The organism is Methylocystis sp. SC2 (assembly GCF_000304315.1).
Lineage (GTDB): Bacteria > Pseudomonadota > Alphaproteobacteria > Rhizobiales > Beijerinckiaceae > Methylocystis.
The window spans coordinates 2,713,816-2,740,463 of the sequence record NC_018485.1; the positions used below are offsets into that span (position 1 = coordinate 2,713,816).

The following is a 26,648-nucleotide window of genomic DNA, read 5'->3' on the forward strand; positions in this document are numbered from 1 at the left end:
CAACGCATGAGCGTCGGCCTCCCGCATGCGGAGGCCGGGCTCAAGTTCCGAAAAGCATTAAAGGAGACATCAAATGAGTGTTTCGCCCACATTGAGCGTCGCGGAGATCAAGGACCGCAACAAAGCGCTCATCGAAGAAGTTCTGAAGGTTTATCCCGAGAAGACCGCCAAGCGCCGCGCCAAGCACCTCAACGTGCATCAGGAAGGCAAGCCGGATTGCGGCGTGAAGTCGAACATCAAGTCAATCCCCGGCGTGATGACCATTCGCGGCTGCGCTTACGCCGGCTCGAAGGGCGTCGTCTGGGGTCCGATCAAGGACATGATCCACATCAGCCATGGCCCGGTGGGCTGCGGCCAGTATTCCTGGGCGGCGCGCCGCAACTATTACATCGGCACGACCGGCATCGACACTTTCGTCACGATGCAGTTCACGTCCGACTTCCAAGAGAAGGATATCGTCTTCGGCGGCGATAAGAAGCTCGCGAAGATCATGGATGAGATCCAGGAGCTGTTCCCGCTGAACAACGGCATCACCGTTCAGTCGGAATGCCCGATCGGCCTCATTGGCGACGACATCGAAGCGGTGTCGAAGGCCAAGTCGAAGGAATATGATGGCAAGACGATCGTCCCGGTGCGTTGCGAGGGCTTCCGCGGCGTTTCTCAATCGCTGGGCCACCACATCGCCAACGACGCGATCCGCGATTGGGTGTTCGACAAGATCGCTCCCGACTCCGCGCCGCGTTTCGAGCCGACGCCTTATGACGTCGCCATCATCGGCGACTACAACATCGGCGGCGACGCCTGGTCGTCACGCATCCTGCTCGAAGAAATGGGCCTGCGCGTGATTGCGCAGTGGTCGGGCGACGGCAGCCTCGCCGAACTGGAAGCGACGCCGAAGGCGAAGCTGAACGTTCTGCACTGCTACCGGTCGATGAACTATATTTCGCGCCACATGGAAGAAAAATACGGCATTCCGTGGTGCGAATACAACTTCTTCGGCCCGAGCAAGATCGCCGAGTCGCTGCGCAAGATCGCCAGCTATTTCGACGACAAGATCAAGGAAGGCGCCGAGCAGGTTATCGCGAAGTATCAGCCCTTGATGGACGCGGTGATCGCCAAATACCGTCCGCGTCTGGAAGGCAAGACGGTCATGCTGTTCGTCGGCGGCCTCCGTCCGCGTCACGTGATCGGCGCCTATGAAGACCTCGGCATGGAAGTCGTCGGCACGGGCTATGAATTCGGCCACAACGACGACTATCAGCGCACCGCCCAGCATTACGTCAAGGACGGAACGCTGATCTACGACGACGTGACCGGCTACGAATTCGAAAAATTCGTCGAGAAGATTCAGCCCGATCTCGTCGGCTCCGGCATCAAGGAAAAATACGTCTTCCAGAAGATGGGCGTGCCTTTCCGCCAGATGCACAGCTGGGATTATTCGGGCCCCTACCATGGCTATGACGGTTTCGCGATCTTCGCGCGGGACATGGACATGGCGATCAACTCGCCGGTCTGGAAAATGACCAAGGCGCCGTGGAAGACCGAGGAACTGCCGCTGCTCCAGGCCGCGGAATAAATCAGCGCCGGCGCGTCGCGAAGGCGCGCGCCGGCTCCCCCAAATGCATGACGCGAGGGTTCGACCATGCCGCAGAGCGCAGAACACGTCCTAGACCATTTCGACCTCTTTAGAGGTCCAGAGTACCAGCAGATGCTGGCGAACAAGAAGAAGATGTTCGAAAACCCGCGCGATCCGGCCGAGGTGGAACGCGTTCGGGAATGGGCCAAGACCCCCGAATATCGCGAGAAGAACTTCGCTCGCGAGGCGTTGACCGTCAATCCGGCCAAGGCCTGCCAGCCGCTCGGCGCGGTCTTCGCCGCCGTCGGCTTCGAGCAAACGATACCCTTCGTTCACGGGTCGCAGGGCTGCGTCGCCTATTACCGCAGTCATCTGTCGAGACACTTCAAGGAGCCGAGCTCCTGCGTCTCGTCGTCGATGACCGAGGACGCGGCGGTGTTCGGCGGCCTCAACAACATGATCGACGGCCTGGCCAACACCTACAATATGTACAAGCCGAAGATGATCGCCGTCTCCACCACCTGCATGGCGGAAGTCATCGGCGACGATCTGAACGCCTTCATCAAGACCTCGAAGGAGAAGGGTTCGGTTCCGGCGGAATACGACGTTCCCTTCGCTCATACCCCTGCCTTCGTCGGCAGCCACGTCACCGGCTACGACAATGCGTTGAAGGGCATCATCGAGCACTTCTGGGACGGCAAGGCCGGCACGGCGCCCAAACTCGAGCGCACGGCGAATGACAAGATCAACTTCATCGGCGGCTTCGACGGCTACACGGTCGGCAACATGCGCGAAGTCAAGCGCATCTTCGGCTTGATGGGCATCGACTACACAATCCTCGCTGACAACAGCGAAGTCTTCGACACGCCGACGGACGGCGAGTTCCGCATGTATGACGGCGGCACGACGCTGGAAGAAGCCGCGAGCGCGATCAACGCCAAGGCGACGATCTCGATGCAGGAATATTGCACCGAAAAGACGCTGCCGCTGATCGCCGCGCATGGTCAGGAAGTCGCCGCCTTCAATCATCCGATCGGCGTCTCTGCGACTGACAAGTTCCTCATGACCCTGTCGCAGATCACCGGCAAGCCGATCCCCGAAGAGCTGGCGCGTGAGCGTGGTCGTCTCGTTGACGCGGTGGCCGATTCAAGCGCGCATATTCATGGCAAGAAATTCGCGATCTACGGCGATCCGGATCTGTGCCTCGGCCTCGCCGGTTTCCTTCTGGAGCTTGGCGCCGAGCCGACGCATATCCTCGCAACGAATGGCGGCAAGGCCTGGGCGGAGAAGGTGCAGAAGCTGCTCGACTCCTCGCCCTTCGGTCAGAATTGCCACGTCTATCCGGGCAAGGATCTCTGGCACATGCGTTCGCTGCTCTTCACCGAGCCGGTGGATTTCCTGATCGGCAACACCTACGGCAAATATCTCGAGCGCGACACCGGCACGCCGCTGATCCGCATCGGCTTCCCGATCTTCGATCGCCATCATCACCATCGCTATCCGGTGTGGGGTTATCAGGGCGGCCTGAACGTTCTGGTGTGGATCCTCGATCGCATCTTCGAATCGATCGACGCCACCACCAATGTCCCGGCGAAGAGCGACTATAGCTTCGACATCATCCGCTAAGACGACGTGGCTCCCGCCCTAGGGCGGGAGCCGCAACTTGCTCGCAGTAGCGCTGTCGCAACGTGAGGGAGAAGAGGCATGAGTTCGCTTTCGGCCACGATCCAGGACGTTTTCAACGAGCCGGGCTGCGGCAAGAACGCGAACAAATCGGAAGCCGAACGCAAGAAGGGATGCACCAAGCAATTGCAGCCCGGCGGCGCGGCCGGCGGTTGCGCCTTTGACGGCGCCAAGATCGCTCTTCAACCACTCACCGACGTCGCCCATCTCGTGCATGGCCCGATCGCCTGCGAGGGCAATAGCTGGGACAATCGCGGCGCGAAATCCTCCGGCTCCAATCTGTGGCGCACCGGCTTCACCACCGACATCAATGAGACCGATGTGGTCTTCGGCGGCGAGAAGCGACTGTTCAAATCCATCCGCGAGATCATCGAGAAATATGATCCGCCGGCGGTCTTCGTCTATCAGACCTGCGTGCCCGCAATGATTGGCGACGACATCGACGCGGTGTGCAAAGCGGCGCGCGAGAAATTCAACAAGCCGGTCATACCGATCAACTCCCCCGGTTTCGTCGGGCCGAAAAATCTCGGCAACAAGCTCGCGGGCGAAGCGCTGCTGCAGCATGTGATCGGCACCGAAGAGCCGGAATATACGACGCCCTATGACCTCAATATCATCGGCGAATACAATCTTTCCGGAGAATTGTGGCAGGTGAAGCCGCTGCTCGACGAACTCGGCATTCGTATCATGGCCTGCATCTCCGGCGACGGCAAATATAAGGAGGTCGCCTCTTCGCATCGCGCCAAGGCCGCGATGATGGTTTGCTCGAAGGCGATGATCAATGTGGCGCGCAAGATGGAGGAGCGCTACGGCATCCCCTTCTTCGAAGGCTCCTTCTACGGCATTGAGGACAGCAGCGACTCGCTGCGCGAAATCGCGCGCATGCTGATCGAACGCGGCGCGCCGGCCGAGTTGATGGAGAGAACCGAGGCGCTGATCGCGCGCGAAGAGGCCAAGGCCTGGGCGGCGATCGCCAAATACAAGCCTCGCTTCCAAGGCAAAAAAGTGCTGCTGATCACCGGCGGCGTCAAATCCTGGTCTGTCGTCGCCGCGCTGCAAGAAGCGGGTCTCGAACTCGTTGGCACCTCCGTCAAGAAGTCGACCAAGGAGGACAAGGAGCGCATCAAGGAGCTGATGGGTCAGGACGCCCACATGATCGAGGATATGACGCCGCGCGAAATGTACAAGATGCTCAAGGATGCGCGCGCCGATATCATGCTCTCGGGCGGCCGCTCGCAGTTCATCGCGCTGAAGGCGTCGATGCCCTGGCTCGACATCAATCAGGAGCGGCATCACGCCTATATGGGCTATGTCGGCATGGTGAAGCTCGTCGAAGAGATCGACAAGGCGCTTTACAATCCCGTTTGGGCGCAGGTGCGCAAGCCCGCGCCTTGGGAAAAGTCGGGCGACAATTGGCAGAGCCGCGCGATGGCGCAGGCGGAAGCCGAGGCGGCGGCGCTCGCGGCCGATCCGGTGAAGGCGGAAGAGGTTCGCCGCGCGAAAAAGATTTGCAACTGCAAGAGCGTCGAACTCGGCGTGATCGAAGATGCGATCATCGCGAGCAACCTCTCCACGGTCGAGGGCGTGCGCGACGCGACGAACGCCTCAGGCGGCTGCGGCGCCTGCGCCGTGCGCATCGAGGAAATTCTTGAGCGGATGGTCTCGGCGTCTCACGCGATCGCGGCGGAGTAACGCAATGGCGACCGTCACCGTCAGCAAGAAGGCCTGCTCGGTTAACCCGCTCAAGATGAGCCAGCCGATCGGCGGCGCCCTCGCATTCATGGGACTACGGGGCGCGATGCCGCTCCTGCACGGCTCGCAGGGCTGCACGTCTTTCGGCCTGGTGCTGTTCACGCGGCACTTCAAAGAAGCCATACCGATGCAGACGACCGCGATGAGCGAAGTCGCGACGGTCCTCGGCGGCTATGAAAATGTCGAGCAGGCGGTGCTCAATATCTACAACCGCACCAAGCCGGAGATCATCGGCATTTGTTCGACCGGCGTCACCGAGACGAAGGGCGACGACGTCGACGGCTATATCAAGCTTATTCGTGAAAAAAACGCGGCGGTCGCGCATCTGCCGATCGTCTATGTGTCGACGCCCGACTTTAAGGACGCCTTCCAGGACGGCTGGGAAAAGACGGTGACGCGCATCGTCGAGACGATGGTCGAGGCGCCAAGGAGCGCCGCACGCCGCGATCCGACAAAAATCAACGTGCTGCCAGGCTGTCACCTGACGCCCGGCGACCTCGATGAATTGCGCACGATCATCGAGGATTTCGGCTTGGAGCCGACCTTTCTGCCGGATCTCGCCGGTTCGCTTGACGGCCACATACCGGACGATTTCACCCCGACGACGATCGGCGGCGTCGGCGTCGAAGAAATTTCGATGATGGGTCAGGCCGGCTGGACGATCGCGATCGGCGCCCAAATGCGGCGCGCCGCCGAAGCCATGCAGCAGAAGACCGGCGTTCCGTTCCGGTTGTTCGAGCGGCTGTGCGGGCTTGAGGCCAATGATGCGCTGATGTCGTTCCTGACGGAGATCAGCGGCCGGCCCGCGCCGATGAAATATCGTCGCCAGCGCGGCCAGCTCGTCGACGCGATGCTGGACGGTCACTTCCACATCGGCGGCCGCAAACTCGCGGTCGGCGCCGAGCCGGATCTGCTCAATGAGATCGGCGGGCTGCTGACCGAAATGGGCGCGCAATTGCTTGTCGCGGTGACGACCACGCAATCGCCGGTGCTCGAACGTCTGCCGACCGAAGAGGTGCTGATCGGCGATCTCGAAGACCTGGAGAATTTGGCGAAGGCCAAGGACTGCGATCTGATGGTCACCCATTCGCATGGAAGGCAAGCCGCTTCTCGCTTGAAGATCCCCTTCTTTCGCATGGGCATTCCGATGTTCGACCGTCTCGGCGGCGGCCATCAACTGATGGTCGGCTATCGCGGCGGGCGCGATCTGATCTTTGACATCAGCAATCTGTTGATGGCCGATCACGAGGAAAACCACGAACCGACACCCGACAGCTGGCGCGATGGCGTCGGCCCGTCGCACGCCGCAACCTCGCACTAGGGGCGACAACGGAGGCGCTATGAAAGTCGCATTCGCAACCCAGGATTTGAAACGCGTCGACGCGCATTTCGGCTGGGCCAAGAACATCGCGATCTATGAGATCGGCCCGGAAGGCTACGAATTCGTTGAGGCCATCCAATTCGACGGCGATCTCAAGGAAGACGGCAATGAGGACAAGCTCGCGCCGAAGATCGATGCGATCAAGGATTGCGCCATTCTCTACGTCGCGGCGATTGGCGGGTCTGGCGCGGCGCGAGTCGTCGCCAACAACATTCATCCGATGAAGGTCAATCAACCGGAGGCCATCTCAGATCTCCTGGACAAGCTCCAGGAAGTGTTGAGAGGCGTGCCGCCGCCATGGCTGCGCAAAGCGTTGACCAAGGGAAAAGAGCGCGTGCTCGATTTCGAAGAGTGAGGAACGCCCATGTCTGAACCTACCGCCGTGCTGGAGAAAACTTCGGTTTCCGAGCTTCCCTTCATGAAGGAGCTCATCAAGATCTGGCGCGCCCAGGACACGCATGGGACCTGGGAGACGAAGTCCGACCTCGATCTCTTGGCCCCCTATGTCCTCGACAAAGAGGCGCGCCGCGCGCTGCCGATCATTGGCGATCCCGACCCCGAGACGATCTGGCGGATGGAGCTCTTCTTCAACGCCGTTGCGCTCTCCATCGAACGCGCCACGGGCGTCATGATCTCGCCCATGCTGAAAATGAGTCACGAGGGCTTCGGCCGCATGGTGCTGATCGGCGGACGCTTGATCGTCGTGAACAAGCAGCTGCGCGACGTGCATCGCTTCGGATTCGACAGTTTCGAGAAGCTCGCGGCGGAAGGCGACAAATATGTTCAGTCTGGCGTCGAGATGATCGAAAAATTCCCGGACGTCGCAAAATACTGAGGTGAGCGATGAGTGAGATCGACGATCTGAAGGCCGAAATCAAAAAGCTTTCGGCGAAGGCCATGCAGGCCAAAATGGATCTGCATGATCTTTCGGAAGAACTGCCGATCAATTGGCCCACTATCCCCGAGGTCGCGCAAAAGGCGCATGAAGCTTTCGCCGAGCTGGAGAAGAAGCGCGCGAAGTTGAAGTCCCTGGAGACGGTCTAACTCGAGAAAGAAAGCATACGGCCATGTCACAAGCGACGCGCGATGGGCGCGATTGGTGTCCAGAATACCTTGTTGCGATCGATCCCGGTAAATGCATCGGTTGCGGACGCTGTTTCAAGGTGTGCGGTCGCGACGTGATGACGCTGAAAGGTCTCAACGAAGACGGCGAGCTGGTTGCGCTGGACGACGATGAGGACGAAGAAGTCGAAAAGAAAATTATGGTGATGAATGATATCGGCGCCTGCATCGGCTGCGGCGCCTGCGCGCGTGTGTGTCCGACCAATTGTCAGACCCATGCGGCGGAAGATGTAGCGCTGGTCTGAGTAAGAAAATGCGAGCCTCCGTGCAGGAGGCTCGCAACATAAAGCCCAAATCGCGCTACTCGATTCCCTGCTCGCGCGCCTTCCACATGGCGGCGATGCGGAAGCGCTCGGCGATCGCGATCGGATCGGCCAGCATCATCGCCTGAGCGTCGGCGAGCGCCTTCCTGACGGTCGCGGTCTCTTCCGCGTTCAGCGCCACGCGGCCGGCGACATGGGTCGCGTCCGGCATGATCGACCAGATTTTTCGCTTCGCTGGGTGCATCTTCACTTCTGTGAGATCGACAGCTTCGAGAACGCCGTCAAGATAGAGCGCAAAGCCCTTCACTTCGAGTTTTCGTCCGTCTTCAGTGATCTTCACGAGAGTCGTCATCGTCACTCTTCCTGTTGCGCGAGCCAGCCATAGCCGCCCTGATCCCAAAGTTGGGCGAGCAGCCTATCTGCATTCCAATCGGGAAATTGAATCTTCAATTCCTCATAGTCCTTGAGAAAGCGCGCGGCGTCGTCGTCGCGCAGCTCGGCGATCATGCCGTCGGCCTTGTTGTGGAGCGTGAAGCGCGTCCGATCGGCCGCGGCGGAGAGAGCATATTCGTCTCCCGTTTCGAGCTCATGGTCGTCGCGAACGCTCACACGCTGCACTCCTTGTTAAGCCGCGGCCGCCGCCGCTTGGTCGGCGCGCTCCCATTCCGCCCATGATCCGTCGTAGACCGGGACATCGGTCCGTCCGAGGAGATAGAGCGCCAAGGCGTCCATGCAGGACGTCATGCCCGAAGCGCAGGTGGTCACGATCGGCTTGCTAAGATCGACGCCGGCTGACTCGAACCGCGCGCGCAACGCCTCGGGGTCGAGGAGCACGCCTGTCTGCGGATCGACCAGATCGGCCCAAGGCACGTTCACGGCGCCCGGAATATGTCCGAGTTTCTTGAAGGGAAAGACATCGGTCTGCGAGCCGTCGAATTTGCCTGGTCCGCGCCCATCGACGATCTGCTCGCCGCCGTTCGCGACAGCGCTCTTCACTTGATCGAAATTCCGCACGAGTTCCGGCTTGAAGGTCGGCGTGAAGGTCCTGGGCTGCGGACGCACCGGCGACATTTCAGTAGGATGTTTGGCGGCCACCCATTGGTTGAATCCGCCATCGAGCATCGCGACATTGTCGTGGCCGAAGACGCGGAACATCCACCACACGCGCGCCGCCGCCGAACCGCCGAAGAGCCGGTCGTAGACGATCACGCGATCGCCGTCTCCGACGCCGAGCAGTCCGACTTTTTTGGCGAAGTCCGCTGCATCCGGCAGCATGTGCGGCAGATCGGAATTCGGATCGGCGACGTGATCGACGTCGAAATGGACGGAGCCCGGCAAATGCCGGCCGCGATATTGATTGCGGCCGTCGAGATTGGTGCTCGGATGGTGCCATGTGCAGTCGAGAATGCGAATGTCGCCGTCGCTCAGATGCTCGGCGAGCCATGCCGCGCTGACGAGCGCGCCGGTCAGGGGTTCAGCCATCGGTCGGACCTCTTGTCTGCAAGTTCACAATAGTCGCGCGTCCATGCGTCACGGGGCGACGGGAAGCGGATAGCCGGAACGCGGACGCGTGCCGTAATAGTCGGGCCGCTCGGGCCAGTCGCCCTGCTTGATGGTGAATTTGACCACCTTCACCGGGGCGCCGGGCGAGCAGGAGACCTCGGCGAATTTGATTTCGCGATCGCCGCTGCCGGCGGAAAAATCCGCGACCACCGTGCCGTCTGCCTTGCGGGCGCGCGCAAATCCGGGCGTGCCCGTCGTGGACGCCGGAACGGAATCGGCGACGAACAAGGGCGTCTCAACGCCGTCGGCGGAGGGGCCAAAGGCCGGCGAGGCGAAAGTAAAGACCGCCAGCACGCCACTGCGGTCGACCGCTATATCCGCCGTCGCGGGGCGCGCGACGGAGTAGACAGTCAACGTGCCGCCGCTCAGCAATTCCTTCAACTCGTCCGGCGCGCAGTTGGCGAATTCGGTGGCCAGATTCATCTTCGACTCCTTAGCTGTTCAACTCCAGCCGAGAGGTTCAAGTTTCATGCCATGATGACTTATAGTTTTTCGCGTTCGCGCGTCGCCGACTATCTTGCACATTAATTGCTATCCACTGCAGCGAACAGGGAGCGGACGACGCAACATGTTGGACGTGGCGATCATCGGCGGCGGTTTATGCGGTTTGGCGCTGGCGCGAAAGCTCCATCTGCGCGGACGAGAGGTTGCGATCTTCGAGGCGCGCGATCGGCTTGGCGGGCGAATTCTCACGGTCGCGCGCGGCGACGGCGGCGGCTTGGACCTCGGCCCGACGTGGTTTTGGCCGAAGACGCAGCCGCTGATCGCGCAACTCGTCAAAGACCTCGCGCTGCCGGACTTGGCGCAGCATGACGAAGGCGCCGTGCTGCATTTGCGCGAGGCCGAAAAAAGCGCCGAACGCATCGAAGACAAGCGCCTCTATGACGACGCGCGGCGTCTGCACGGCGGGATGGCGATCCTGGTGGAGGCTTTGGCCGGCGCATTGCCGGCGGCCAGCGTACATCTCGGTCACGAACTTGCGAGCCTGCGCGATTGCGGCGACCATGTCATGCTCGCTTTCAAGACGGGCGAAGAACCCATGGAGGTCGCGGCGCGCCGCGTCGTGCTTGCTCTGCCGCCGCGCTTGCTGCGCGAGACCGTTCGCTTCACGCCGGCTTTGGATGAGACGACGTACCAAGCCATGCTTGGCGCCGAGACCTGGATGGCGGCGCAGGCGAAGGTTGCAATGGAGTATCGCGACGCCTTCTGGCGCGAGCAGAATCTCTCCGGCTCCGCTTTCGTCACGCATGAGCAAGCCGTGATCGGCGAAATCTTCGACGCCTGCGACATGGCGGCGGGACTTCATGCGCTCGGCGGCTTTCTTGCCCTCGACGCCGACTTGCGCGAGTCCTTCGGCGTGGGTCTGCCGGTGCTGCTCGAGAGCCAAATCTGCAATGTCTTCGCCCGCAATGTCGAGCCATTGCACATTCACTATCAGGATTGGGCGAAGGAGCGGCTAACCTGCAGCGCGGCCGACCGCGCGCAGCAGGGCGGCGAAGGCACGCACGACGTGGCGAACCCTCTGTTGCGCCAGGCGCTGTGGGATAAGAAGCTGTTTCTCGGCGGTTCCGAAACCGCGGCGCGCAACGCCGGTTACCTGGAGGGCGCCTTGGACTCCGCGAGACGCATCGAGCGGGTCTTGGCGGCGATCGAGGCGAAAAAGGCGACCTCCGGCGACGCCCTCTTTGACGATATGCCGGTGAACGAGGCGAGTCTGGCGCGTTTCTCCGCTTGGGTGGACGCGCGCGCCGACGAGGTTTTCGAAAATTATCGCCGGCGGCTCAATCGCGCCCTGGCGTCGCAAGAGCGCGACAATCTCACGCAGGTGGCTGTGCTCGGGGCGATGGAGGAGGTGTTCCAGCAGGCGCTGAGCCTGTTGGCGACGCTGCCCTTCGACATGGACGACGTCGTGATCGAACGCGGCCGAACGGCGCTGACGCCGCGCATCCAAAAGCCCTTTGGCGACTTGCTGCAGTCGATCATGGACGACGTTGTCGCCTTCAACCAGACGTCCTGCGCCCTTTCCAATTTCCCGGGCGAACATAAATTGTCTCAGGATTACACTCGAGTCATCATGCAGGACATCGCCGCGGCCTGGCGGGAATTTTCGCTTGCGGCGAATGGACTGTTGCTGGCGAAGCGGCGCGAAGCGCAGGAGCAGGAGATGTCGCGATGAGCGAGCAGGGTACGACGATCGAGCGGGACGAGGCGGCGCCGGAAGTCGTCGTCTACGCCTTTTGCGCGATGAGCGACATTCCGAGTCAGAAGGCGCGCGGCTTCAACCTCGTGCGGATTGACGACAACGGCGAAGAGAAGCCGTTCCCGATCGTCGTCGTGCGCTGGGGCAAGCAAGTGTTCGGCTATCAGAACAAATGCCCGCACGACGGAGTCAATCTCGATTGGGAACGAAATACGTTCCTCGAGCCGAATTACGGCCTCCGCTTGATGTGCGGCAAGCACGGCGCGCTGTTCGAGCTTGGCACCGGCATGTGCATCGAGGGCCCGTGCAAGGGACGCGGCCTCGTTCCGGTCGATCTCGTGGTCGTCGACAATGACATCTGCGTCGTCGGCGTCAAATTGGCGGAAGACGTCGACGAAGACGCCGAGGAAGGGGAATGCGCAGGCGACTGATGCGGAGGAGATCCGGCTCCGCCTTTCCATCGGCCGAAAGGTCGCGCCGATGCGCGGAGCTGGACAGGGGGCGAAGGCCGCGCCCTCTCAACCTTCGCGATTGAAACTGTACTCTAGCGCGCGCCTCTCGCGCCCGTCTCCACGTTCTTGCGGCGCGCTCTCGCGCAGCGGACAGGAGCGGCGGGCCGCCGGGGCCGTCGGCCTAAACCGCCGACCCCCGGCTCCATGGCGTGCGTGTCAAACCGGGCGGTTTTCGTTGCGGTTCTTGACTGGCTCCATACGCTCGACGCCTTGCTGATAAGCGATGACTTCGTATGCGTCGTTGAAGTTCAGCGCGGTGTCGAGAAGAACGTCGAGCTTGCCGCCGGTGTCGAGCTTCTTGATGTCGTTCTTGTCGACCATGGCGAGATCCATCATCTCTTTCCAAACCGTCGACTCGTCGCAGGGCAGCACATTGTATGTGATCTCGCCGAGCTTGACGCGGAATTTCGCGAGCAGGTCGATATTGTTGCAGAACATGAAGTAAGCGCCAGTCGGCGAGAGAAGATCGCCGATCACTTCATGGGCGGCTTCGAGATAGGCGAAATTATGCAGATAGCCGGCGAGGATCGGGATCGTCGCTTCGCCTTCGTTCGCGTAGGTGAGCACCTGCTCGATGCTAAAGTCCGGCGGCCGCTTCTCGTCCGCCACCTGCGCCTGGAATTTGAGCGCGATATCGCCCCGAAAACCGAAACGTCCCGGCTTGCCGGTCGGCCCCTTAAGCACTGCGTTGAGCAGGCGGCCCTCCCGATCCAGCCGAGCAAGGGCAGTCTTCTCAATTTGAGTCATCGACAGTTCTCCGCTTTGCAATCCGTACGCAGCATCCGCGCGGGGGATCCTTCGTCACGCCGCGCCTCATGCAAAAACTTCGCCGCAGTTTCGCTGCGTCCCTGGCGCGATCGGCGCGATGGAAGCGACACGGAGCGGCGAGCTATGTACGAAACATGACAAAACCACCCGATATTCCGCGGCTCGCGGGCTGTTTAGCGCGCGATTGTCGCGGCACATGAATTGCTTTGAGTGAGGCAGCCGCATTTGGATACTGGAAGAGCGACATGATCAACCTGACCGACAGCGCCCTAAATGCAGTGCAGACGGCTATTTCCAGCGCCGCCGATCCCGTCGATGGGCTGAGAATCATGGTGGAGGCCGGCGGCTGCGCTGGCTATCAATACAAAATGGGCCTCGTGCGCGAAGCCAGTCCCGACGACACGGTGATTGAGCGCAGCGGGGTCAAGGTGTTCATTGATAACACCAGCCACGAACTCCTGACGGGCACGACCATCGACTATGTCGTCGCGGTGCAGGGTTCGGGTTTCACCTTCGACAATCCGAACGCGCAATCGAGCTGCTCCTGTGGCAAGTCGTTCGGATAGGTTCGGCCCGACTTCACAATTCATGAGAGCGCGTCCGCGGGACTGCGTTGCGGAGGACGAAGCTATGCTGCACGACGATCAGAAGAACGAAGAGGCCGGCCAGCTCGAAACGGCCCTGTCGCCGGAGCGCGAGCAGGTCATTCGCGCCGTCATCGACGAGATTCGTCCCAATCTGCGCCGCGACGGCGGCGATTGTGAGCTCATCGAGATTTGCGGCAACAAGATCATGGTGCGCCTCACGGGCGCCTGCGTGCTCTGCAAATTGAGCAGCGCGACGCTCGAGGGCATCCAGGCCAAGCTGATCGAAGAGCTCGGCGAATTCGTGCGGCTGGTGCCTGTGCCGGGCGCGGCGGCGCGTCTTTGAGCGAGAGTGCCGATGCGGCGCGTCTATCTCGATAATAACGCGACGACGCGCACCGACCCCGAGGTCGTGGCGAAGATGCTGCCGTTTTTTAGCCAGGAATTCGGCAACGCTTCGTCATCGCACGGCTTCGGCGTCGAGGTCTCGGGCGCGGTCCGGGAGGCGCGGCGCAGCGTGCAGGCGCTGCTCGGCGCGGCGCATGATCACGAAATCGTGTTCACCTCGGGCGGTACGGAATCCGACAATGCGGCGATTTTGGCGGGGCTCGCGGCGCGCGAGGGTCGCGACGAGATCGTGACCACCGCCGTCGAGCACCCCGCGATCCTGTCGCTCGTCGAGCATCTGCAAGAAACGCGCGGCGTCGCCGTCCATCTCATTGGCGTCGACGCGCGCGGGCGCATCGATCTTGACGCCTTTCGCGCGGCGCTGGGGCCGAAGACCGCGATCGTCTCGGCGATGTGGGCGAACAATGAAACCGGCACGCTGTTTCCCGTCGCAGAATTGGCGCGTCTCGCGCATGAGGCTGGCGCGCTGTTTCACACCGACGCCGTGCAGGCGGTCGGTAAGATTCCGATCGATCTGAAAACGACGCAGATCGATTTCCTCTCGCTTTCCGGACATAAGCTGCATGGCCCGAAGGGAATCGGCGCGCTTTATGTGCGTAAGGGGACGAAATTCGCTCCGTTCCTTCGCGGCGGCCATCAGGAACGGGCGCGCCGCGGCGGGACAGAGAATACGCCGGGGATCGTTGGACTGGGGGCCGCCGCCGAATTGGCGCGAACGCGCCTGGACGAAGACGCCGCCCATATCGCGGCTTTGCGTGACAGGCTCGAATGCGGCGTCACGCAGCGGATCGGCCAATGTCAGGTTTCGGGCGACGTCGACAATCGGCTCGTCAACACATCCAATATCGCCTTTTCCGACATAGAGGGCGAAGCGATATTGACCCATTTGGATCGCGTCGGCATCGCCGCTTCGACCGGTTCGGCCTGCACGGCGGGATCGACAGAGCCTTCGCATGTGCTGCGCGCGATGAATGTGCCGGAAGAGGCGTTGCATGGCGCGATACGCTTCTCCCTGTCGCGAGAAAACACGATTGAAGAGATCGACGATGTGCTGGAGACGCTGCCCGGCATCGTCGCCAAGTTAAGGGAAATCGCGCGGGCGTCGCGCCATACGGAAGCGCAGCTGCTCTCGAACTAGCGCGGGCGCGATGACCGCGCCAAAGGAGTCGATGTAATGAAGATCATGATCCGCCGTTCGCCAGAGACCGGCTTGTCGATCTACGTCCCCAAAAAGGATTTGGAAGAGCCGATCGTCGAATCCGAGCACGAGAGCCTGTGGGGCGGCTGGATCAAGATCGCCAATGGCTGGGTTCTCGATCTGCCCGAAATGGCGGCCGGCACTTCGCTCCCGATAACGGTCAATGCGCGCAAGCGCGGCGAAGCGGAGTGAAAGCGATGAACGCGCCATTTGACAGCTATGCCATCCTTGAAGGCGAGAAGGCCGAAGAGGCGCTCGGCAAAATCGCCGCTGAGCTGAAGACGGGGACCGTCATTCCCTATATTGGTCCTGGGTTGACGCAGCTCTCGCCAACCGAGGCGCCGATGACGCCCGAAGCGCTCGCCGCGTTTTTCGGGACCAAGGTGGCGCTGCCCAAACGCGCCAAGGGCAACGCCTGGGCGAGCGCGCAGCACATCGAGAACATGAAGCATCGTTCGACTGTCTCGACGTTGATGTCGCAAGCCTTCAACGACAGCATCGCGCCGACGCCGCTGCATGTCTATCTTGCGTCGCTGCAGTTGCCCATGATCGTTGACAGCTGGTACGACGCGACGATGCGGTCGGCGCTCGAAGGCCGTAGCGACTGGGGCGAGATCCAGGGCATCACCCGCGCCGGCATTGGCGAGGACCGCTGGTATCGGTTCTACGAAGCCGACGGAACGGAAACCACCAAGGAAAAAGCCGACGCCTGGAAGACCGTTCTCTACAAGCCGCATGGCAGCATTGCGCCCGCCAATAATTTTCTGATCTCCGACGCGGATTACGTCGAGGTGCTGACAGAGATCGATATTCAGACGCCCTTGCCCGAGGCGGTCAAGAATCGCCGGTCCGAGCGCAGTTTCCTGTTTGTAGGCTGTCGCTTCCACGATCAATTGTTGCGCACCTACGCCCGGCAGATCATGAAGCGCTCGACGACGACGCATCACGCCATCGTCGATCCGGCCGTGCTGACGAAAAACGAGCTGAAATTCCTCACGATCCAGGGAATCATACCGATCGCGCTGCCCATCGATCGCGCTTGCGAGATCCTGATCCGCTAAAGGATCGCGCCTTACGCTCACGCCTGGCGCGGCGGCTCGCGTGCCGCCAAAGCGCGAAAGCGATTCCGATCGCATGGAATCATGTGATCGATGAGGAATCGCTCAAATCGAAATGTTGGAGCAGGTTTCATCGAAAAAGTTGGTCAGCCTTTTCGGAACCTGCTCTAAGTGAATTCGAGCGCGTCGGCGGTAGATGCATGGCCGAAACTGCCACGCCTTCAGCATTGATGCGCAGCCAAATCAATTTCGAAGGATGTTGCATTTTTTACATTCATTCTTGAATGCCGCGTCGCGCTTGTCGGCAAAGGCACATCGCCGGAAGGCCGCTTCGGTTAATCTCTTCCTATTGCAGCGTGGCACGCATGTTGCCTCTTGTCTGGCGTAGCGACAAACGCCGCATTCCGGCCATCACGTCGTTCGACGGCGCCGACCCAGGTCGATAACGAGACCGATTCCCGGCGGCTTGAGCAGCGTGCAACTGCGGGCCGACAGCACGGAAGAACACAGCGATGAGCAACATCGTTCGCGACAGCGAAGTTTGTGAACTGACTGCGCCGCCCGTCTTTTCCTTCGGCGAGAAAGTGAAGGCCAAACGTACGATCCGCAACGACGGGACATACGCCGGCAAAGAGATCGGCGAGGTTCTCGCGAAGAAAGGCGAGGAAGGCTACGTCGTGAGCATCGGCACGTTTCTCCAACAATTCTACATCTACGGCATCGAGTTCACCGAAAGCGGCAATCGAGTCGGCATGAAGCGCAAGGAGCTCGAGTCGGCTAATCCGCGCGACGACGTCGATTTGCCGCTGCCCTGAGGAGTGTGAAGGTGTTCGAACCGCGACTGCCGAAATATCAATGGGGTCAGAGAGTGAAGACGCTCGTCGATCTCGTCAATGATGGGAGTTATCCCGACGCGCAACCGGAGGCGCTGCTCGTCGCCACCGGCGGCCTGGGCGAAATCGTGCAGGTCGGATCGCATACGGACACGAATACGCCGATCTACCTCGTGGAATTTCCCGACGGCCGCGTCGTCGGTTGTCTCGAGGAAGAGATCGCGCCGTTGTAAGAGGAGCGACGGCGAGCATGCGATCGACGGTCACGACATATGGTGGCGCCGCATCGGCTCAGCCGAATGAATTCGACTACAAGCGCATCGTGCGCGCGTTGGAACAACGGCGACGCTATCGCTACGTCACGCCGGTCGTGCTGAAAACTGCGAACGGCTATCGCATTCAGAGCCCTTGTTGTTCGCGGAACGTCGATCCCGACGGGGGCGTCATCGACATCGCCTTGTTGCTCTTCGACGAACGCAAAGGCAACTGGCGCCTTCTTCGCAAGGACCATGCAGTCGGCGTCTGGGAGCTGGACAGCGAATTTCCACGTCTTGCGGAGTTGCTCGACCATCTCAAAGAAGACGCCGAGCGGCGTTTCTGGCAGTGAGTTCGATCTCGACAGGGGATAGATGATGGCGATCAGCGACGTGGAATTGACGGAGATCGAAAGACTGCTCGGGGCCGAGGCGACGCCGGCGCTTTCGGAGCTGCGCGCGAAATTCTCCCATCTCTCCTGGACGCGCTGCGACGTGTCGGACGTGATCGAAACGCCCTTCCGCAGCTTCACGACCTGCGACGTGCATTTGCTCGACGGCGCCGATCATTGCGTGACGGTGACCGACGATCCGGCGCGCGCGACCGGCGTTATCGTCGCCTTTCGGGGGAGTTTGCGATGAACGCGCGGGCCGAAGTGGACGACAAATTCGATGCGAAGCCGCCGGCGCCGGCCGAGGCTTCGGGCGGCGATCTCATTCCGCTTTCCGACCCCGACATCACGCTTGACGACATCGCCGCGGTCGAAGCGGTGCTGCGCTCCAGCCGCTTGTCGAGCGGCCCGGTGATGGAGGCTTTCGAAGCCGCCTTCGCCGCCTATCTTGGGCGCAAATACGCCGTGGCCGCGCCAAGCGGCACGATGGGGCTGCTGCTCGCGCTCGCAGCCTATGAGATCGGTCCGGGCGATGAAGTGATCGCCTCTCCGCATTCCTTCCGCGAAACCGTGCATGCGATCGCGCTCGCCGGCGCCAAGCCGGTGTTCGCCGACATCGATTATTGGTCCGGCGTCATCGCGACCGGCAAGATCGAGGCGCTGATCACCGACAAAACGCGCGCGATCGTGGCGAGCAACACCAACGGCCATCCGGCGCAATGGGCGGAGCTGCGCGAAATCGCCGACAAGCATCGGCTCGTGCTGCTCGAAGACTCGACCGAAGCCATCGGCTCGAAATACAAGGGCGCGCTTGTCGGCACCTTCGGGGACGCATCGGTGTTCGACTTCTCGCAGCCCGGCCCGCTTGTCTGCGGCGAAGGCGGGATGGTGGTGACCGACGACATCGACGTCGCCGTGGCGATGCGGCGCTTCCGCGCGCATAAACCGAGCGAGAGAGCGTCGGTCGTGGTGGGCTCCAGCGCGCCCTATCAGGCGGCGATGAGCGACATGAGCGCGGCGCTGGGCATGGCGCAGCTGCGAAGGCTGGAGGAGATCCTCGAGAAACGCAAGCTCATCGAGCACTACTACTTCAAGCACGTCAAATCCTTCGAAGGCATCAAGGATCCCTTCATCGGGCCAGAGGTCGACGAGGTGCACTGGTTCCTTTACGTCGTTCATCTCGGCACGCGCTTCAGCAAATCCAGCCGCGACTCGATCGTCGAGGATTTGCTCGTCGAAAAGGTGGAAGCCGCCGCCTACAGCAATCCCTTGCACACGCAGCGGCGCTATTTCGACTACGGCTATCGTCGCGGCAGTTTTCTCGTCGCCGAAAAGGTTTCGGACCGCGCCGTCGCGATGCCGTTCCACGTCCATCTGCAAGAGCGCCAAATCGCATTCATCGTGCAGACGATGAAGGAAGCGTCGATCAACGTCGGCGCCGGCGCCGCCATTTACTAATCGTCTAGATCCCAACCAGGAGTACAGAAATGCCGACCGTAACCATCATGCCCTCCGGAAAGACGGTGGACGCCGCCGAGGGCGCCACCTTGCTGCAGATCATCATGTCAAGCGGCGAGGAGATCAATCACAAATGCGAAGGAAAGGCGCAATGCGGCTCGTGTCACATCTACGTGCATGAAGGCCGCAAGGGCATTTCGAAGATCGCGCGCGAGGAGAACGAAAGGCTCGACACGATTGTCGGCATTGGCTCGAAGTCGCGCCTGGCGTGCCAGGCGAAGATCCTCGGCACGGAAAACATCAAGGTCGAACTGCTCGGTTTCGCGTCGGGCCTATAAGGAGGAGGGAGAAATGTCTTCCGACATCGTCATGCTTCATGTCCGCTTTGCGCCCGACGGCGGCGTCGTTGAAATCAGCGAGCGGCCGGCGCCCAATTCCGCGCAGGCCTGGTTCGACTGGATCAGTCTGAACGCGCCGGACGCCTATCAGGCGCTTTCCGGCGGTCGTGGCGTGTTCCGCATTCCTCGCGACAAGCTCGATGAACTGCGCGCCGGGATCGCCGCCAACACTGCGGCGGCCTGATCCGGCCCAGCGGGTCGCGCAAAATGATCCCTTCCGCGAAGGACGTCTCGCGGAAGGGAAGCTTGGTTTCAGGTCAGGAAGGTTTCGGCGAAACGGGCGCGTTTTTCGTCCGTGTCGAGACCCTTCGCAAGGGGCCATTTATTGTCGTAAAAAAGCGAATTGACGGCGCGGCTGACCTCCTTGCCGCGCAGATACCAGCGCGCCACGCCATCCGGAAAAATCACCGCCGGACCGTCTTCGCGATGCACTTGGCCGTCTTCGACGCTGATCTGCGTCCCGGCGTAGAGATAGCAGCCGGCAAGGCGCGAGAGATCGTCTTGATTGCGTTCGTCGACCTGGAGCATGACCACGTTTCGCCTCCGCTGATTAGCCATCGATCCATACGACGAAGCAATAATCGCGCTTGGCGGAGGGATCGGCAAGAATAATGCTTGTTCGCGACTTGGACGCTGCGCCAGGTCGATTGTCGCCTTTCAGACACTGTCGCGCGCCGAAAAGTCGGCCTGGAGCGCGCTGAGCGCGCGAGGCAGCGGATGGATGTCGGCGGAGAGTTTGGCATGCAGGACGATGTGAGTCTCTACGTCATTTGCGCGCTCGACAATCTGGTGCGCGGCCAAGCGACGCCCTTCAGCCTGTCGCGCGTCACGGATGAAGGTGAGACACGCCCCTTTTCGATTTTCGTCGTTCGAACCGAAAATGATCATTGCGTGGGCTATGTGAACATCTGCCCGCATCAAGGCTCCTGGCTCAACATCGGCGACGGCCGATTCTTTAGCGATGACGGTCAAAGGTTGCGTTGCGGCAGGCACAAGGCCGAATTCGACGTAGAAACGGGCGTGTGCGTCAAGGGGCCGTGCGTGGATAAAATGATCGAGCCGGTCGCGCTCGTCGTGATGGATGGCGACGTTTGCCTGTGCGGCGTTAAACTCGCCGAAGAAGAGATTTCCGACGACGACGATCTGGATGAAACGATGGAGATCATGATCCATCCAGGCTGAGCGGCGCGGCGGATGGCAAGTAATGAAAGGCGCCTGATGACTGTGGCTGAATTGATCGTGAAATTGGCGGAACTGCCGCAAGAGGCCGTGGTGCTGATCGACAGCGACGGCGGACTTTCTCGCGTCAGCGGATTGGATTTTGTCGAGGGCCAAGGGCCTGGCGCCCCGGCGGAAGTCATTCTCGCGCCGAGCCTCGACGAATAAAGCTTCGCTTCCCGCCGGCGGGCGCCGGTGCGGTCACTCGGGGTTCGTTGAAATTTCTCCGTGCAGCGGTATTCCAAAGAACGCCTCGTCGTCGCCGCCCCATGCCTTATGCAGCGCGAAAGCTTCGCGCCACCGGATTTGCTCGGCTTCGGTCGCCGCGCGATGGGTCACTTTCCCGGCCGGCTTTTCGGCGAGGAGAAACGCCTTACCGTTGCGCAAGAATCGATTGAGGTCCTTCGTGTCGATCGGGCGCACAACGCAGCGCGGGTCTTCATCGATCAGAATGGTCGTCGGCAGCATGCGCACAGCTCCCGTTGCGATGGATCAAAAGCCTTCCGCCTTGCTTCCCCAGGGATGCGAGCCGGGGACGAGCGATGCCTTGATTCCCGCCTTTTCGATGTCGGCGAGGGTCTTGTAATAGGTGCCTTCATGCATGAGCGCGCCGCTCTTGGTCATGATCGCCACATAGCGCGCCACTGTATCGGCTTCGCATAAATAGCCGCCGCCCGGATCGCTCGTGCTGCGCGCATTGCCGTCCCAGTCGATGAAAAAACCTTCGACAGCCATGTTCCCTCTCGTGTTGATGTGCGGATCGCCGCATCGGCGGCAGCAAGTTTCTTGCCAAGGTCTTCGTCCGTGGAGCAGGGAACGAGACTTGCTTGCTGAGGGCGCGTTCGCGCGCAAAGCATCCAAACGCGCAATCGAAGGAGAAGCAGGTGGCTGACCTCGCGCATAGAAATGCGTCGCTTGACGACATGAAAGACCTTTGGGCCTTGATGCGGCAAACGGCCGCCGACATTCCGTGTTCGATCGAAAGCGAAAGCGATCAGGAGCGGGCGCTGACGGAGATCATGAAGTGCTGCACGGCCGAGTTCTCGCCGGTCGTTCTCGACGCGAAGCGCAATGTCGTCGGTGCCTTGCTCGCGCGTCGCGATGAACTCGATTGGGGTTTGCGTAACATTGAAACGATCAACGTCTCGCTGGCGGCGGTATCCGCCAGCCATCGCGAGGACGGCGCATTCAAAGTGCTGATCGACGCGATATTGAAGCGCAATGCGCCGGTCTATGTCGAAGTGAAAGCCGGCGACGCGCAGGGGTTGGCCGCGGAGCTCAAAGGCTGCGGCTTCTCCTTGACGAAGACGGAAGACGGCGCAGAACTCTATAAATGGGAGCCGGCGGCGGAAGCCAAAGCCGCCTGAACATCGCTTCTAGCCGCGGGGCGGGCGTCTCGCGCCGCGCTCTAGGCGCTCTCGTCTTGCGCGCCATAATCGGCGTAGGCTTTTTCCAGCAAGGCGACACAGGTCTTCAGACGCTGATACTCCGCCTTGTCGACCAGGACATTCTCCGCATCCGACGCCGGGCCCGGCGTCGGTGGTTTGGCGGCCTGGATCGCCTCGAACATGGCGGCTTGCAGGCGGAAGATGCGCTCGCTGGCGCGTTCGAGATAGGGCAGCGGATTGGCGCGAATATTCGCCTCATGCAGCGCGTCGAGTTCCAGCAATTTGCCGAAGCGCCGCTCCGTGAGGCGGTTCGCTAAGCCAAAATCATGTTCGATGACGCTCATGATCGTCGCTCCTTGTTTGACCGGATCCTTGGCCCGTGGCTGCAATGGGCTTCGATCCGCGCTTCACGGCGCGCAATGCTTGGCTCGTCATTTGCACGGCTGACGCGTCGCTTAGGCGCATGGTTTTGCAAGGCGCGCGCCAACGGGGAGACGGCGGGATGAACGAGCTCTACGCGATTTGCCAGACGGGCGAGATCGAGGACGGCGACGCCGTCGGCTTCGTTCTGATGCGAATCGGAGAGACCGGCGAGCCAAAGCCATGGCCTATTCTGATCACGCGCAAAGGCAATAATTTCTATGGTTTTGAGAACGCCTGTCCACATGAGGGCGAGCGGTTGGACGCAGAGAAGGGGCGATTTCTCGACGAAGAGGGGAATTTCCTGACCTGCGGCCATCATCAGGCGCAGTTCGATCTCGACACGGGACATTGCTTCATCGGTCCCTGCCAGGGCAAGACGTTGCAGTCCATTCAAATCATAATCGACGACGGCGACGTGTGCTTCACCGGCGTGCAGCTCGCGGAGGAGGACGGCTTGGGTCTCGAAGAGCCCGACGAGGCTCCTGAAGTCATGATCACGTCTGACTGAGGCAAGACCGCTAGCTTCGATCATGTGTCTTGACGGAGCCTTCGAAAAGGCGCCGCCAACCTGCCTCACATCGGGGCCAATGTAGCTGCGAGCGATTTATTCGAACCGCGCAACCTGACGAGCCCTTGGTCGCCAAGCTCGCACTCAAATGACGTCGGTCGAAAATGGCGCCGCATGCGCCAAGGCGCTTGCGGCGAAGCGCGTCCTCACGCGTCCGGCGGACCCATGTCGTCGCCGCCCTTCTTCTTTTTCTTGTCGACTTTCGCCTGCGCATAGGAGCCGGAGTTCTTCAGCGCGATCGGCTTCTGGCCCTCGACATACTGCGAAATCCAAAACAAAGTGCGCTCGCGCGCGGATTGCGCGGCGGCTTCGTTGAAACTTTCCGCGGCGTCGAAGTTGAAGCCGTTGCGCGCCTCGGGATAGGAGAAGGCGCTGACGTCGGGTCGTTGGGCGCGAAATTGGATGATTTCTTCGATCGGCAACGACGGATCATTCTCGGGCAGGTGCAGCAGCGTCGGAATTTTCCGCTTCACCCAGCGTTCCTCTGAAATTCCGGCCGGATAATAGCCGATCGCGCAGGCGACGTCGCTGAGACGGTTGGCCGAAACATAGGCGAGATAGCCGCCCCAATCATAGCCGACGATCGCCACCTTGCCGACGCCCTTCACCGAGTCGACAGTGGCCTGAATGTCTTGCAGGGCCGTCGTGACGGAAGGACCGTCGCTCTCGCCCTCCTGAGGCGCAAGCGCTGGCGCGATCGCGACATAGCCCTCGGCCGCGAAGCCTTCGACTTCCTTTTGGAGATGTGGCGTGACGCCGTAGACGTCGGGCAGCACCACGACGGCGCCCTTGGGGGCCTCAGTGGGCTCGGCTCGATAGGCGGAAAAACTGCGCCCATCTCCGGAAGTGAGTTCGATCATGACGGCCTCGATGTGCAGCAAAGTGACGGAAGCTCTCGAACGAGAGACGGCGGAATCATGTCACGCCTGCACATCCCATTGCGAATATCATGCCTGCATGATGAGACGCATCGTTCGACGTTTAGCTAAGCGACTCTTGTCTCAAGGGACTCTCGGCTCAAGAGTCGAAAAATCCCAATTCCAGCTTCGCTTCGTCGCTCATCATGCGCTGATGCCACGGCGGATCGAACACGAGATTGATCTTTACGCTCCCGACGCCGTCGATCGCATCGACGGCCTTCTTCGTCATCCCGACCATTTCGCCGGCGACGGGGCAGCCGGGCGCCGTCAACGTCATGTCGATGTCGATATCGCGTCGATCGATAACGTCGATGCGATAGATCAGTCCCAGATCGTATATGTTCACCGGAATTTCCGGATCGAACACGGTCCGCAGCGCAACGACGACTTCTTCATAAAGCGCCTGCGCCTCGGGCGAGGAATCGCTGCGGCCGATGCGACTGTTCGGCTCGGAAAGCTGGGTCATGTCGCTTCGTGGCTCCATCTGAGTATCCTGCATGGCGAGAGTCGAATTCTCCATTGCGCGTAATCGACCAGCAAGTAAGGCGCCATTCAGCTTTGCTGAGGCTGGACTGAAATTTGCAATCATTCCACGTCCACGATCCGCGGCCTCATGGTTGAGCGCCTTCGTTTGCGAAGCGCATTTCTCACAGAGCGCCGTGTTACAATCCTCACAAAGGCTCGGTGCAGTATGTCGGATACGCCTGAAGAAGAATTTGAGCTGCCGCAACTTTACAAGCGACATGTCTTTGCTTGTTTCACGCAGCGGCCGCCGAACCATCCGCGCGGCAGCTGCGGTTCGCTCGGCGCGCAGCCGCTTTGGGAGCGACTCGGCAAACGCGTCGAAGCGGACGGCGGCGGCGAGATCGGCTTCACCTCCGCAGGGTGCATGGGCTTTTGCTCGGCGGGGCCGCTGATGGTGGTTTACCCAGAGGGCGTCTGGTATCGGCCGACGACGGCCGAAGACATTGACGAAATTTACGACTCGCATCTTAAGGGCGGCAAGCGCGTCGACCGCTTGGTGATGATCCTGTCGCGCTGAACACGCTCGAGCGTTCAGGACACCGCGCTGGAGGCTGCGAGCAACTCGCGCGCCTCCGCGTGGATGCGCCCCACCATCGACTTGAAGCCGTTGGAGCGCTGCGGCGTCAGATGTTCGCGCAGGCCGAGACGCTCGAATAAGGCGACAGGATCCGCCTTCAGAATTTCCGCGCCGGTCTTGCCGGAGCAGAGCGCCAGCAAGATTGCAACGAGGCCGCGCACGATATGCGCGTCGCTGTCGCCGCGGATCATCAACGCCGGTTCGCCGTCATTTGCGTTGCAAATCGTCGTCGCCAGCCAGACCTGGCTGGCGCAGCCGGAGACCTTATTCTGATCGTTCTTCAACGCATCGGGAAGCGGCTCGAGCATTTTGCCAAGCTCGATGACATAGCGGTAGCGGTCTTCCCAATCGTCGAGCAGCGAGAAGTTTTCGATGATGTCGTCGATCGTCGTCATGTTTCGACCATTCCTTCAGCTTTGAGCCGATCGCGGCGCTGGCGGGACGCGACGCGCAGCACGTGCAGGCATTCGATGTTCGCCGCGAGATCAAGCGCCGAAAATCCGTCGACATTCTCGTCCAGGGGATCTGCGCCCAGCGCAAGCAAGAGCGTCACGACCGCGGTCTTGCCCGCCGACGCCGCATAGATCAGCGCCGTCGAGCCGTCGGGATTGCGATGGTGAACATTGGCCCCGGCGGCGGAGAGCAGTTCGATGGCCCCCACGCTGTCCTGCTTGCACGCCAACCAAACAGCGTTGTTGCCGTCACGGGTCAGGGCGTGGAGATCCCCGCCCTCTGCGATGATTTCGCGCAGCGCCGGGACATTCGCCTCGGCCGCAGCTCGAAGAAGCGGCGTGAGGCCGTCGACGCCGACGGCGTTCACGCCTCCGGTCGGAAAGCCTTGCATCGTCAACCATTGCGACAACTGCGGGGTAATGCCGTCACTCCATCGCAGCGCCGACGAGACGTCGGCGTATTGACTAAAGCAGTCCCAATTGCACGAGCGGCTTGGCGCCGCCGCGCCCGAGCACCGTGTCGACCTTCTGCCGCACATTCTCGATCTTCAGTGGTTTCACCAATGTGCCATGCGCGCCATGTTTCATGGCGTCGACCGCGAGCGGCTCGTCAGCCTTGTCGCAGACGATCAATATGCGCACGCCGCCGAAGCGCTCCGCGAGTTCCGCAAGGACCGAGACGCCATTGCTCTTTAGAAAGGAAGCGCCGAACAGAACGACATCGGGCTTCAGCCAACCGACGCCCTTGTCATAGGCTTCCTGGATGCTGGCGATTTCGTGGGTTTCGATCTCGTCATGCAGCATGAACTGAAGCGCGGCCCGCACGATCTCGTCTTCGTCGAGGACGAACACCCGCCGTTGATCGACCGCCTTCGCGGTTTCGACGCCAATCTGCATTCCTGCTCCTTTCGAAGATACGCCGCCAAATGCCGTGCGGAAATAAGAAGCAAGCTCTGTTCCAAATGTCGCGGATCAACGCGCTGCGTGCGATGTTCTGTTCACAACAATGTCGCGACTGTCGGCTTCCTCCACATAAACAGCCGATGTGGGATGCGCTCATCGATTGATCAAATCACAATAAAACAAGGAACTAGACCCTAATGCCGCACTGGCACGGCCGTTGCTACCTGTCGAATGCGAGTGAGGGCTGAACGCACGCCTACGTTACGCCGAG

41 protein-coding genes are annotated in these 26,648 nt (G+C 61.0%); 27 read left to right on the forward strand and 14 right to left on the reverse strand.

Annotation, left to right across the window (positions count from 1 at the left end; genetic code table 11):
- Positions 1-73: 73 nt before the first annotated feature.
- The 8 genes from nifD to fdxB all read left to right on the forward strand — a co-directional run bounded on the left by nifD (position 74) and on the right by fdxB (position 7,759).
- Positions 74-1,576 (forward strand): nitrogenase molybdenum-iron protein alpha chain, encoded by a 1,503-nt coding sequence (nifD, locus tag BN69_RS13105; RefSeq protein ID WP_014892103.1) that lies wholly within the window; start codon positions 74-76, stop codon positions 1,574-1,576.
- Positions 1,577-1,642: 66 nt separating this feature from the next.
- The gene (nifK, locus tag BN69_RS13110) at positions 1,643-3,202 is read left to right on the forward strand and encodes a nitrogenase molybdenum-iron protein subunit beta (RefSeq protein ID WP_014892104.1); all 1,560 of its coding nucleotides are present in this window, start codon (positions 1,643-1,645) and stop codon (positions 3,200-3,202) included.
- A 78-nt stretch (positions 3,203-3,280) separates the two neighbouring features.
- The gene (gene nifE, locus BN69_RS13115) at positions 3,281-4,951 is read left to right on the forward strand and encodes a nitrogenase iron-molybdenum cofactor biosynthesis protein NifE (protein ID WP_014892105.1); all 1,671 of its coding nucleotides are present in this window, start codon (positions 3,281-3,283) and stop codon (positions 4,949-4,951) included.
- 4 nt (positions 4,952-4,955) lie between these two features.
- Positions 4,956-6,332 carry a nitrogenase iron-molybdenum cofactor biosynthesis protein NifN gene (gene nifN, locus BN69_RS13120; RefSeq protein WP_014892106.1) on the forward strand — a complete coding sequence of 459 codons (1,377 nt, stop codon included), beginning with the start codon at positions 4,956-4,958 and terminating at the stop codon, positions 6,330-6,332.
- A 19-nt stretch (positions 6,333-6,351) separates the two neighbouring features.
- Entirely contained in the window at positions 6,352-6,747 is a 396-nt protein-coding gene (nifX, locus tag BN69_RS13125) for a nitrogen fixation protein NifX (RefSeq protein WP_014892107.1), read from the forward strand.
- A 9-nt stretch (positions 6,748-6,756) separates the two neighbouring features.
- The gene (locus BN69_RS13130; protein WP_014892108.1) at positions 6,757-7,227 is read left to right on the forward strand and encodes a NifX-associated nitrogen fixation protein; all 471 of its coding nucleotides are present in this window, start codon (positions 6,757-6,759) and stop codon (positions 7,225-7,227) included.
- A gap of 8 nt (positions 7,228-7,235) precedes the next feature.
- Positions 7,236-7,436 (forward strand): CCE_0567 family metalloprotein, encoded by a 201-nt coding sequence (locus tag BN69_RS13135; protein WP_014892109.1) that lies wholly within the window; start codon positions 7,236-7,238, stop codon positions 7,434-7,436.
- Positions 7,437-7,459: 23 nt separating this feature from the next.
- Positions 7,460-7,759, forward strand: a complete 300-nt coding sequence (gene fdxB, locus BN69_RS13140) for a ferredoxin III, nif-specific (protein ID WP_014892110.1) — start codon at positions 7,460-7,462, stop codon at positions 7,757-7,759.
- Positions 7,760-7,814: 55 nt separating this feature from the next.
- Here the strand turns inward: fdxB and BN69_RS13145 are convergent, their stop codons facing one another.
- The 4 genes from BN69_RS13145 to BN69_RS13160 are packed head-to-tail and all read right to left on the reverse strand — an operon-like array spanning position 7,815 to position 9,763.
- Positions 7,815-8,129 (reverse strand): hypothetical protein, encoded by a 315-nt coding sequence (locus BN69_RS13145; RefSeq protein ID WP_173370397.1) that lies wholly within the window; start codon positions 8,127-8,129, stop codon positions 7,815-7,817.
- A 2-nt stretch (positions 8,130-8,131) separates the two neighbouring features.
- The gene (locus BN69_RS13150; protein ID WP_014892112.1) at positions 8,132-8,386 is read right to left on the reverse strand and encodes a hypothetical protein; all 255 of its coding nucleotides are present in this window, start codon (positions 8,384-8,386) and stop codon (positions 8,132-8,134) included.
- Between the two features lie 15 nt (positions 8,387-8,401).
- Entirely contained in the window at positions 8,402-9,259 is an 858-nt protein-coding gene (locus tag BN69_RS13155) for a sulfurtransferase (protein WP_014892113.1), read from the reverse strand.
- A 48-nt stretch (positions 9,260-9,307) separates the two neighbouring features.
- Positions 9,308-9,763 carry a hypothetical protein gene (locus BN69_RS13160; RefSeq protein ID WP_014892114.1) on the reverse strand — a complete coding sequence of 152 codons (456 nt, stop codon included), beginning with the start codon at positions 9,761-9,763 and terminating at the stop codon, positions 9,308-9,310.
- 145 nt (positions 9,764-9,908) lie between these two features.
- Between BN69_RS13160 and BN69_RS13165 the strand changes: the two genes are divergently transcribed.
- The gene (locus BN69_RS13165) at positions 9,909-11,516 is read left to right on the forward strand and encodes a flavin monoamine oxidase family protein (protein ID WP_014892115.1); all 1,608 of its coding nucleotides are present in this window, start codon (positions 9,909-9,911) and stop codon (positions 11,514-11,516) included.
- Positions 11,513-11,971 (forward strand): Rieske (2Fe-2S) protein, encoded by a 459-nt coding sequence (locus BN69_RS13170; protein WP_014892116.1) that lies wholly within the window; start codon positions 11,513-11,515, stop codon positions 11,969-11,971. The genes BN69_RS13165 and BN69_RS13170 overlap by 4 nt, the downstream gene beginning before the upstream one ends.
- A 237-nt stretch (positions 11,972-12,208) precedes the next feature.
- Here BN69_RS13170 and BN69_RS13175 read toward each other — a convergent pair whose 3' ends face one another.
- On the reverse strand, positions 12,209-12,799 hold the full coding sequence (locus BN69_RS13175; protein WP_014892117.1) for a hypothetical protein: 591 nt from the start codon (positions 12,797-12,799) through the stop codon (positions 12,209-12,211).
- A 266-nt stretch (positions 12,800-13,065) separates the two neighbouring features.
- Between BN69_RS13175 and BN69_RS13180 the strand changes: the two genes are divergently transcribed.
- The 12 genes from BN69_RS13180 (at position 13,066) to BN69_RS13235 (ending at position 19,587) form a co-directional block, all read left to right on the forward strand.
- Positions 13,066-13,386 carry an iron-sulfur cluster assembly accessory protein gene (locus tag BN69_RS13180; RefSeq protein ID WP_014892118.1) on the forward strand — a complete coding sequence of 107 codons (321 nt, stop codon included), beginning with the start codon at positions 13,066-13,068 and terminating at the stop codon, positions 13,384-13,386.
- Between the two features lie 64 nt (positions 13,387-13,450).
- Entirely contained in the window at positions 13,451-13,750 is a 300-nt protein-coding gene (locus BN69_RS13185) for a NifU family protein (protein WP_014892119.1), read from the forward strand.
- 12 nt (positions 13,751-13,762) lie between these two features.
- Entirely contained in the window at positions 13,763-14,950 is a 1,188-nt protein-coding gene (gene nifS / locus BN69_RS13190; protein WP_014892120.1) for a cysteine desulfurase NifS, read from the forward strand.
- Positions 14,951-14,986: 36 nt separating this feature from the next.
- On the forward strand, positions 14,987-15,202 hold the full coding sequence (gene nifT / locus BN69_RS13195; RefSeq protein WP_014892121.1) for a putative nitrogen fixation protein NifT: 216 nt from the start codon (positions 14,987-14,989) through the stop codon (positions 15,200-15,202).
- Between the two features lie 5 nt (positions 15,203-15,207).
- Positions 15,208-16,071 (forward strand): SIR2 family NAD-dependent protein deacylase, encoded by an 864-nt coding sequence (locus BN69_RS13200; protein ID WP_014892122.1) that lies wholly within the window; start codon positions 15,208-15,210, stop codon positions 16,069-16,071.
- Between the two features lie 509 nt (positions 16,072-16,580).
- Positions 16,581-16,883 (forward strand): nitrogen fixation protein NifZ, encoded by a 303-nt coding sequence (locus BN69_RS13205; protein WP_014892123.1) that lies wholly within the window; start codon positions 16,581-16,583, stop codon positions 16,881-16,883.
- An 11-nt stretch (positions 16,884-16,894) separates the two neighbouring features.
- The gene (locus BN69_RS13210) at positions 16,895-17,134 is read left to right on the forward strand and encodes a nitrogen fixation protein NifZ (RefSeq protein WP_014892124.1); all 240 of its coding nucleotides are present in this window, start codon (positions 16,895-16,897) and stop codon (positions 17,132-17,134) included.
- A 17-nt stretch (positions 17,135-17,151) separates the two neighbouring features.
- Entirely contained in the window at positions 17,152-17,508 is a 357-nt protein-coding gene (locus BN69_RS13215; RefSeq protein WP_014892125.1) for a DUF3024 domain-containing protein, read from the forward strand.
- A 22-nt stretch (positions 17,509-17,530) separates the two neighbouring features.
- Complete coding sequence (locus BN69_RS13220; RefSeq protein ID WP_014892126.1) at positions 17,531-17,797, forward strand: hypothetical protein; 267 nt, start codon at positions 17,531-17,533, stop codon at positions 17,795-17,797.
- Positions 17,794-19,005, forward strand: coding sequence for a DegT/DnrJ/EryC1/StrS family aminotransferase (locus BN69_RS13225; RefSeq protein ID WP_014892127.1), 1,212 nt, complete (start codon positions 17,794-17,796; stop codon positions 19,003-19,005). The genes BN69_RS13220 and BN69_RS13225 overlap by 4 nt, the downstream gene beginning before the upstream one ends.
- A 29-nt stretch (positions 19,006-19,034) precedes the next feature.
- Positions 19,035-19,343 carry a 2Fe-2S iron-sulfur cluster-binding protein gene (locus BN69_RS13230; protein WP_014892128.1) on the forward strand — a complete coding sequence of 103 codons (309 nt, stop codon included), beginning with the start codon at positions 19,035-19,037 and terminating at the stop codon, positions 19,341-19,343.
- A 13-nt stretch (positions 19,344-19,356) separates the two neighbouring features.
- The gene (locus BN69_RS13235) at positions 19,357-19,587 is read left to right on the forward strand and encodes a hypothetical protein (protein ID WP_014892129.1); all 231 of its coding nucleotides are present in this window, start codon (positions 19,357-19,359) and stop codon (positions 19,585-19,587) included.
- A 68-nt stretch (positions 19,588-19,655) separates the two neighbouring features.
- Here BN69_RS13235 and BN69_RS13240 read toward each other — a convergent pair whose 3' ends face one another.
- Positions 19,656-19,931: an aldehyde dehydrogenase gene (locus BN69_RS13240; protein WP_148277277.1), complete on the reverse strand. Its 276-nt coding sequence runs from the start codon at positions 19,929-19,931 to the stop codon at positions 19,656-19,658.
- 213 nt (positions 19,932-20,144) lie between these two features.
- Between BN69_RS13240 and BN69_RS13245 the strand changes: the two genes are divergently transcribed.
- Entirely contained in the window at positions 20,145-20,585 is a 441-nt protein-coding gene (locus BN69_RS13245; RefSeq protein ID WP_041927378.1) for a Rieske (2Fe-2S) protein, read from the forward strand.
- A 42-nt stretch (positions 20,586-20,627) separates the two neighbouring features.
- Positions 20,628-20,789, forward strand: a complete 162-nt coding sequence (locus BN69_RS19540; protein ID WP_162137822.1) for a hypothetical protein — start codon at positions 20,628-20,630, stop codon at positions 20,787-20,789.
- Positions 20,790-20,822: 33 nt separating this feature from the next.
- On the opposite strand, the gene BN69_RS13250 is transcribed toward BN69_RS19540, so the two are convergent.
- Both BN69_RS13250 and BN69_RS13255 read right to left on the reverse strand, forming a co-directional pair.
- Positions 20,823-21,089, reverse strand: coding sequence for a hypothetical protein (locus tag BN69_RS13250; protein WP_014892133.1), 267 nt, complete (start codon positions 21,087-21,089; stop codon positions 20,823-20,825).
- A gap of 24 nt (positions 21,090-21,113) precedes the next feature.
- Positions 21,114-21,356 carry a hypothetical protein gene (locus tag BN69_RS13255; RefSeq protein ID WP_014892134.1) on the reverse strand — a complete coding sequence of 81 codons (243 nt, stop codon included), beginning with the start codon at positions 21,354-21,356 and terminating at the stop codon, positions 21,114-21,116.
- 149 nt (positions 21,357-21,505) lie between these two features.
- Here BN69_RS13255 and BN69_RS13260 point away from each other — a divergent pair, with 149 nt between their 5' ends.
- Entirely contained in the window at positions 21,506-21,988 is a 483-nt protein-coding gene (locus BN69_RS13260) for a hypothetical protein (RefSeq protein WP_244434947.1), read from the forward strand.
- Between the two features lie 41 nt (positions 21,989-22,029).
- Here the strand turns inward: BN69_RS13260 and BN69_RS13265 are convergent, their stop codons facing one another.
- Positions 22,030-22,353, reverse strand: a complete 324-nt coding sequence (locus BN69_RS13265; RefSeq protein ID WP_014892136.1) for a hypothetical protein — start codon at positions 22,351-22,353, stop codon at positions 22,030-22,032.
- A 158-nt stretch (positions 22,354-22,511) separates the two neighbouring features.
- Between BN69_RS13265 and BN69_RS13270 the strand changes: the two genes are divergently transcribed.
- Positions 22,512-22,940 (forward strand): Rieske (2Fe-2S) protein, encoded by a 429-nt coding sequence (locus BN69_RS13270; protein WP_041927379.1) that lies wholly within the window; start codon positions 22,512-22,514, stop codon positions 22,938-22,940.
- A 206-nt stretch (positions 22,941-23,146) separates the two neighbouring features.
- On the opposite strand, the gene BN69_RS13275 is transcribed toward BN69_RS13270, so the two are convergent.
- Both BN69_RS13275 and BN69_RS13280 read right to left on the reverse strand, forming a co-directional pair.
- Complete coding sequence (locus tag BN69_RS13275) at positions 23,147-23,860, reverse strand: dienelactone hydrolase family protein (RefSeq protein ID WP_014892138.1); 714 nt, start codon at positions 23,858-23,860, stop codon at positions 23,147-23,149.
- A gap of 157 nt (positions 23,861-24,017) precedes the next feature.
- The gene (locus BN69_RS13280; protein WP_014892139.1) at positions 24,018-24,386 is read right to left on the reverse strand and encodes an SUF system Fe-S cluster assembly protein; all 369 of its coding nucleotides are present in this window, start codon (positions 24,384-24,386) and stop codon (positions 24,018-24,020) included.
- A 225-nt stretch (positions 24,387-24,611) separates the two neighbouring features.
- On the opposite strand from BN69_RS13280, the gene BN69_RS13285 reads away from it, so the two are divergent.
- Positions 24,612-24,962: a (2Fe-2S) ferredoxin domain-containing protein gene (locus BN69_RS13285; RefSeq protein ID WP_014892140.1), complete on the forward strand. Its 351-nt coding sequence runs from the start codon at positions 24,612-24,614 to the stop codon at positions 24,960-24,962.
- 14 nt (positions 24,963-24,976) lie between these two features.
- Here the strand turns inward: BN69_RS13285 and BN69_RS13290 are convergent, their stop codons facing one another.
- The 3 genes from BN69_RS13290 to BN69_RS13300 are packed head-to-tail and all read right to left on the reverse strand — an operon-like array spanning position 24,977 to position 26,371.
- The gene (locus tag BN69_RS13290) at positions 24,977-25,417 is read right to left on the reverse strand and encodes a SufE family protein (protein WP_014892141.1); all 441 of its coding nucleotides are present in this window, start codon (positions 25,415-25,417) and stop codon (positions 24,977-24,979) included.
- On the reverse strand, positions 25,414-25,884 hold the full coding sequence (locus BN69_RS13295) for an ankyrin repeat domain-containing protein (RefSeq protein ID WP_014892142.1): 471 nt from the start codon (positions 25,882-25,884) through the stop codon (positions 25,414-25,416). The genes BN69_RS13290 and BN69_RS13295 overlap by 4 nt, the downstream gene beginning before the upstream one ends.
- A gap of 55 nt (positions 25,885-25,939) precedes the next feature.
- Positions 25,940-26,371, reverse strand: coding sequence for a response regulator (locus tag BN69_RS13300; protein WP_014892143.1), 432 nt, complete (start codon positions 26,369-26,371; stop codon positions 25,940-25,942).
- Positions 26,372-26,648: the final 277 nt, after the last annotated feature.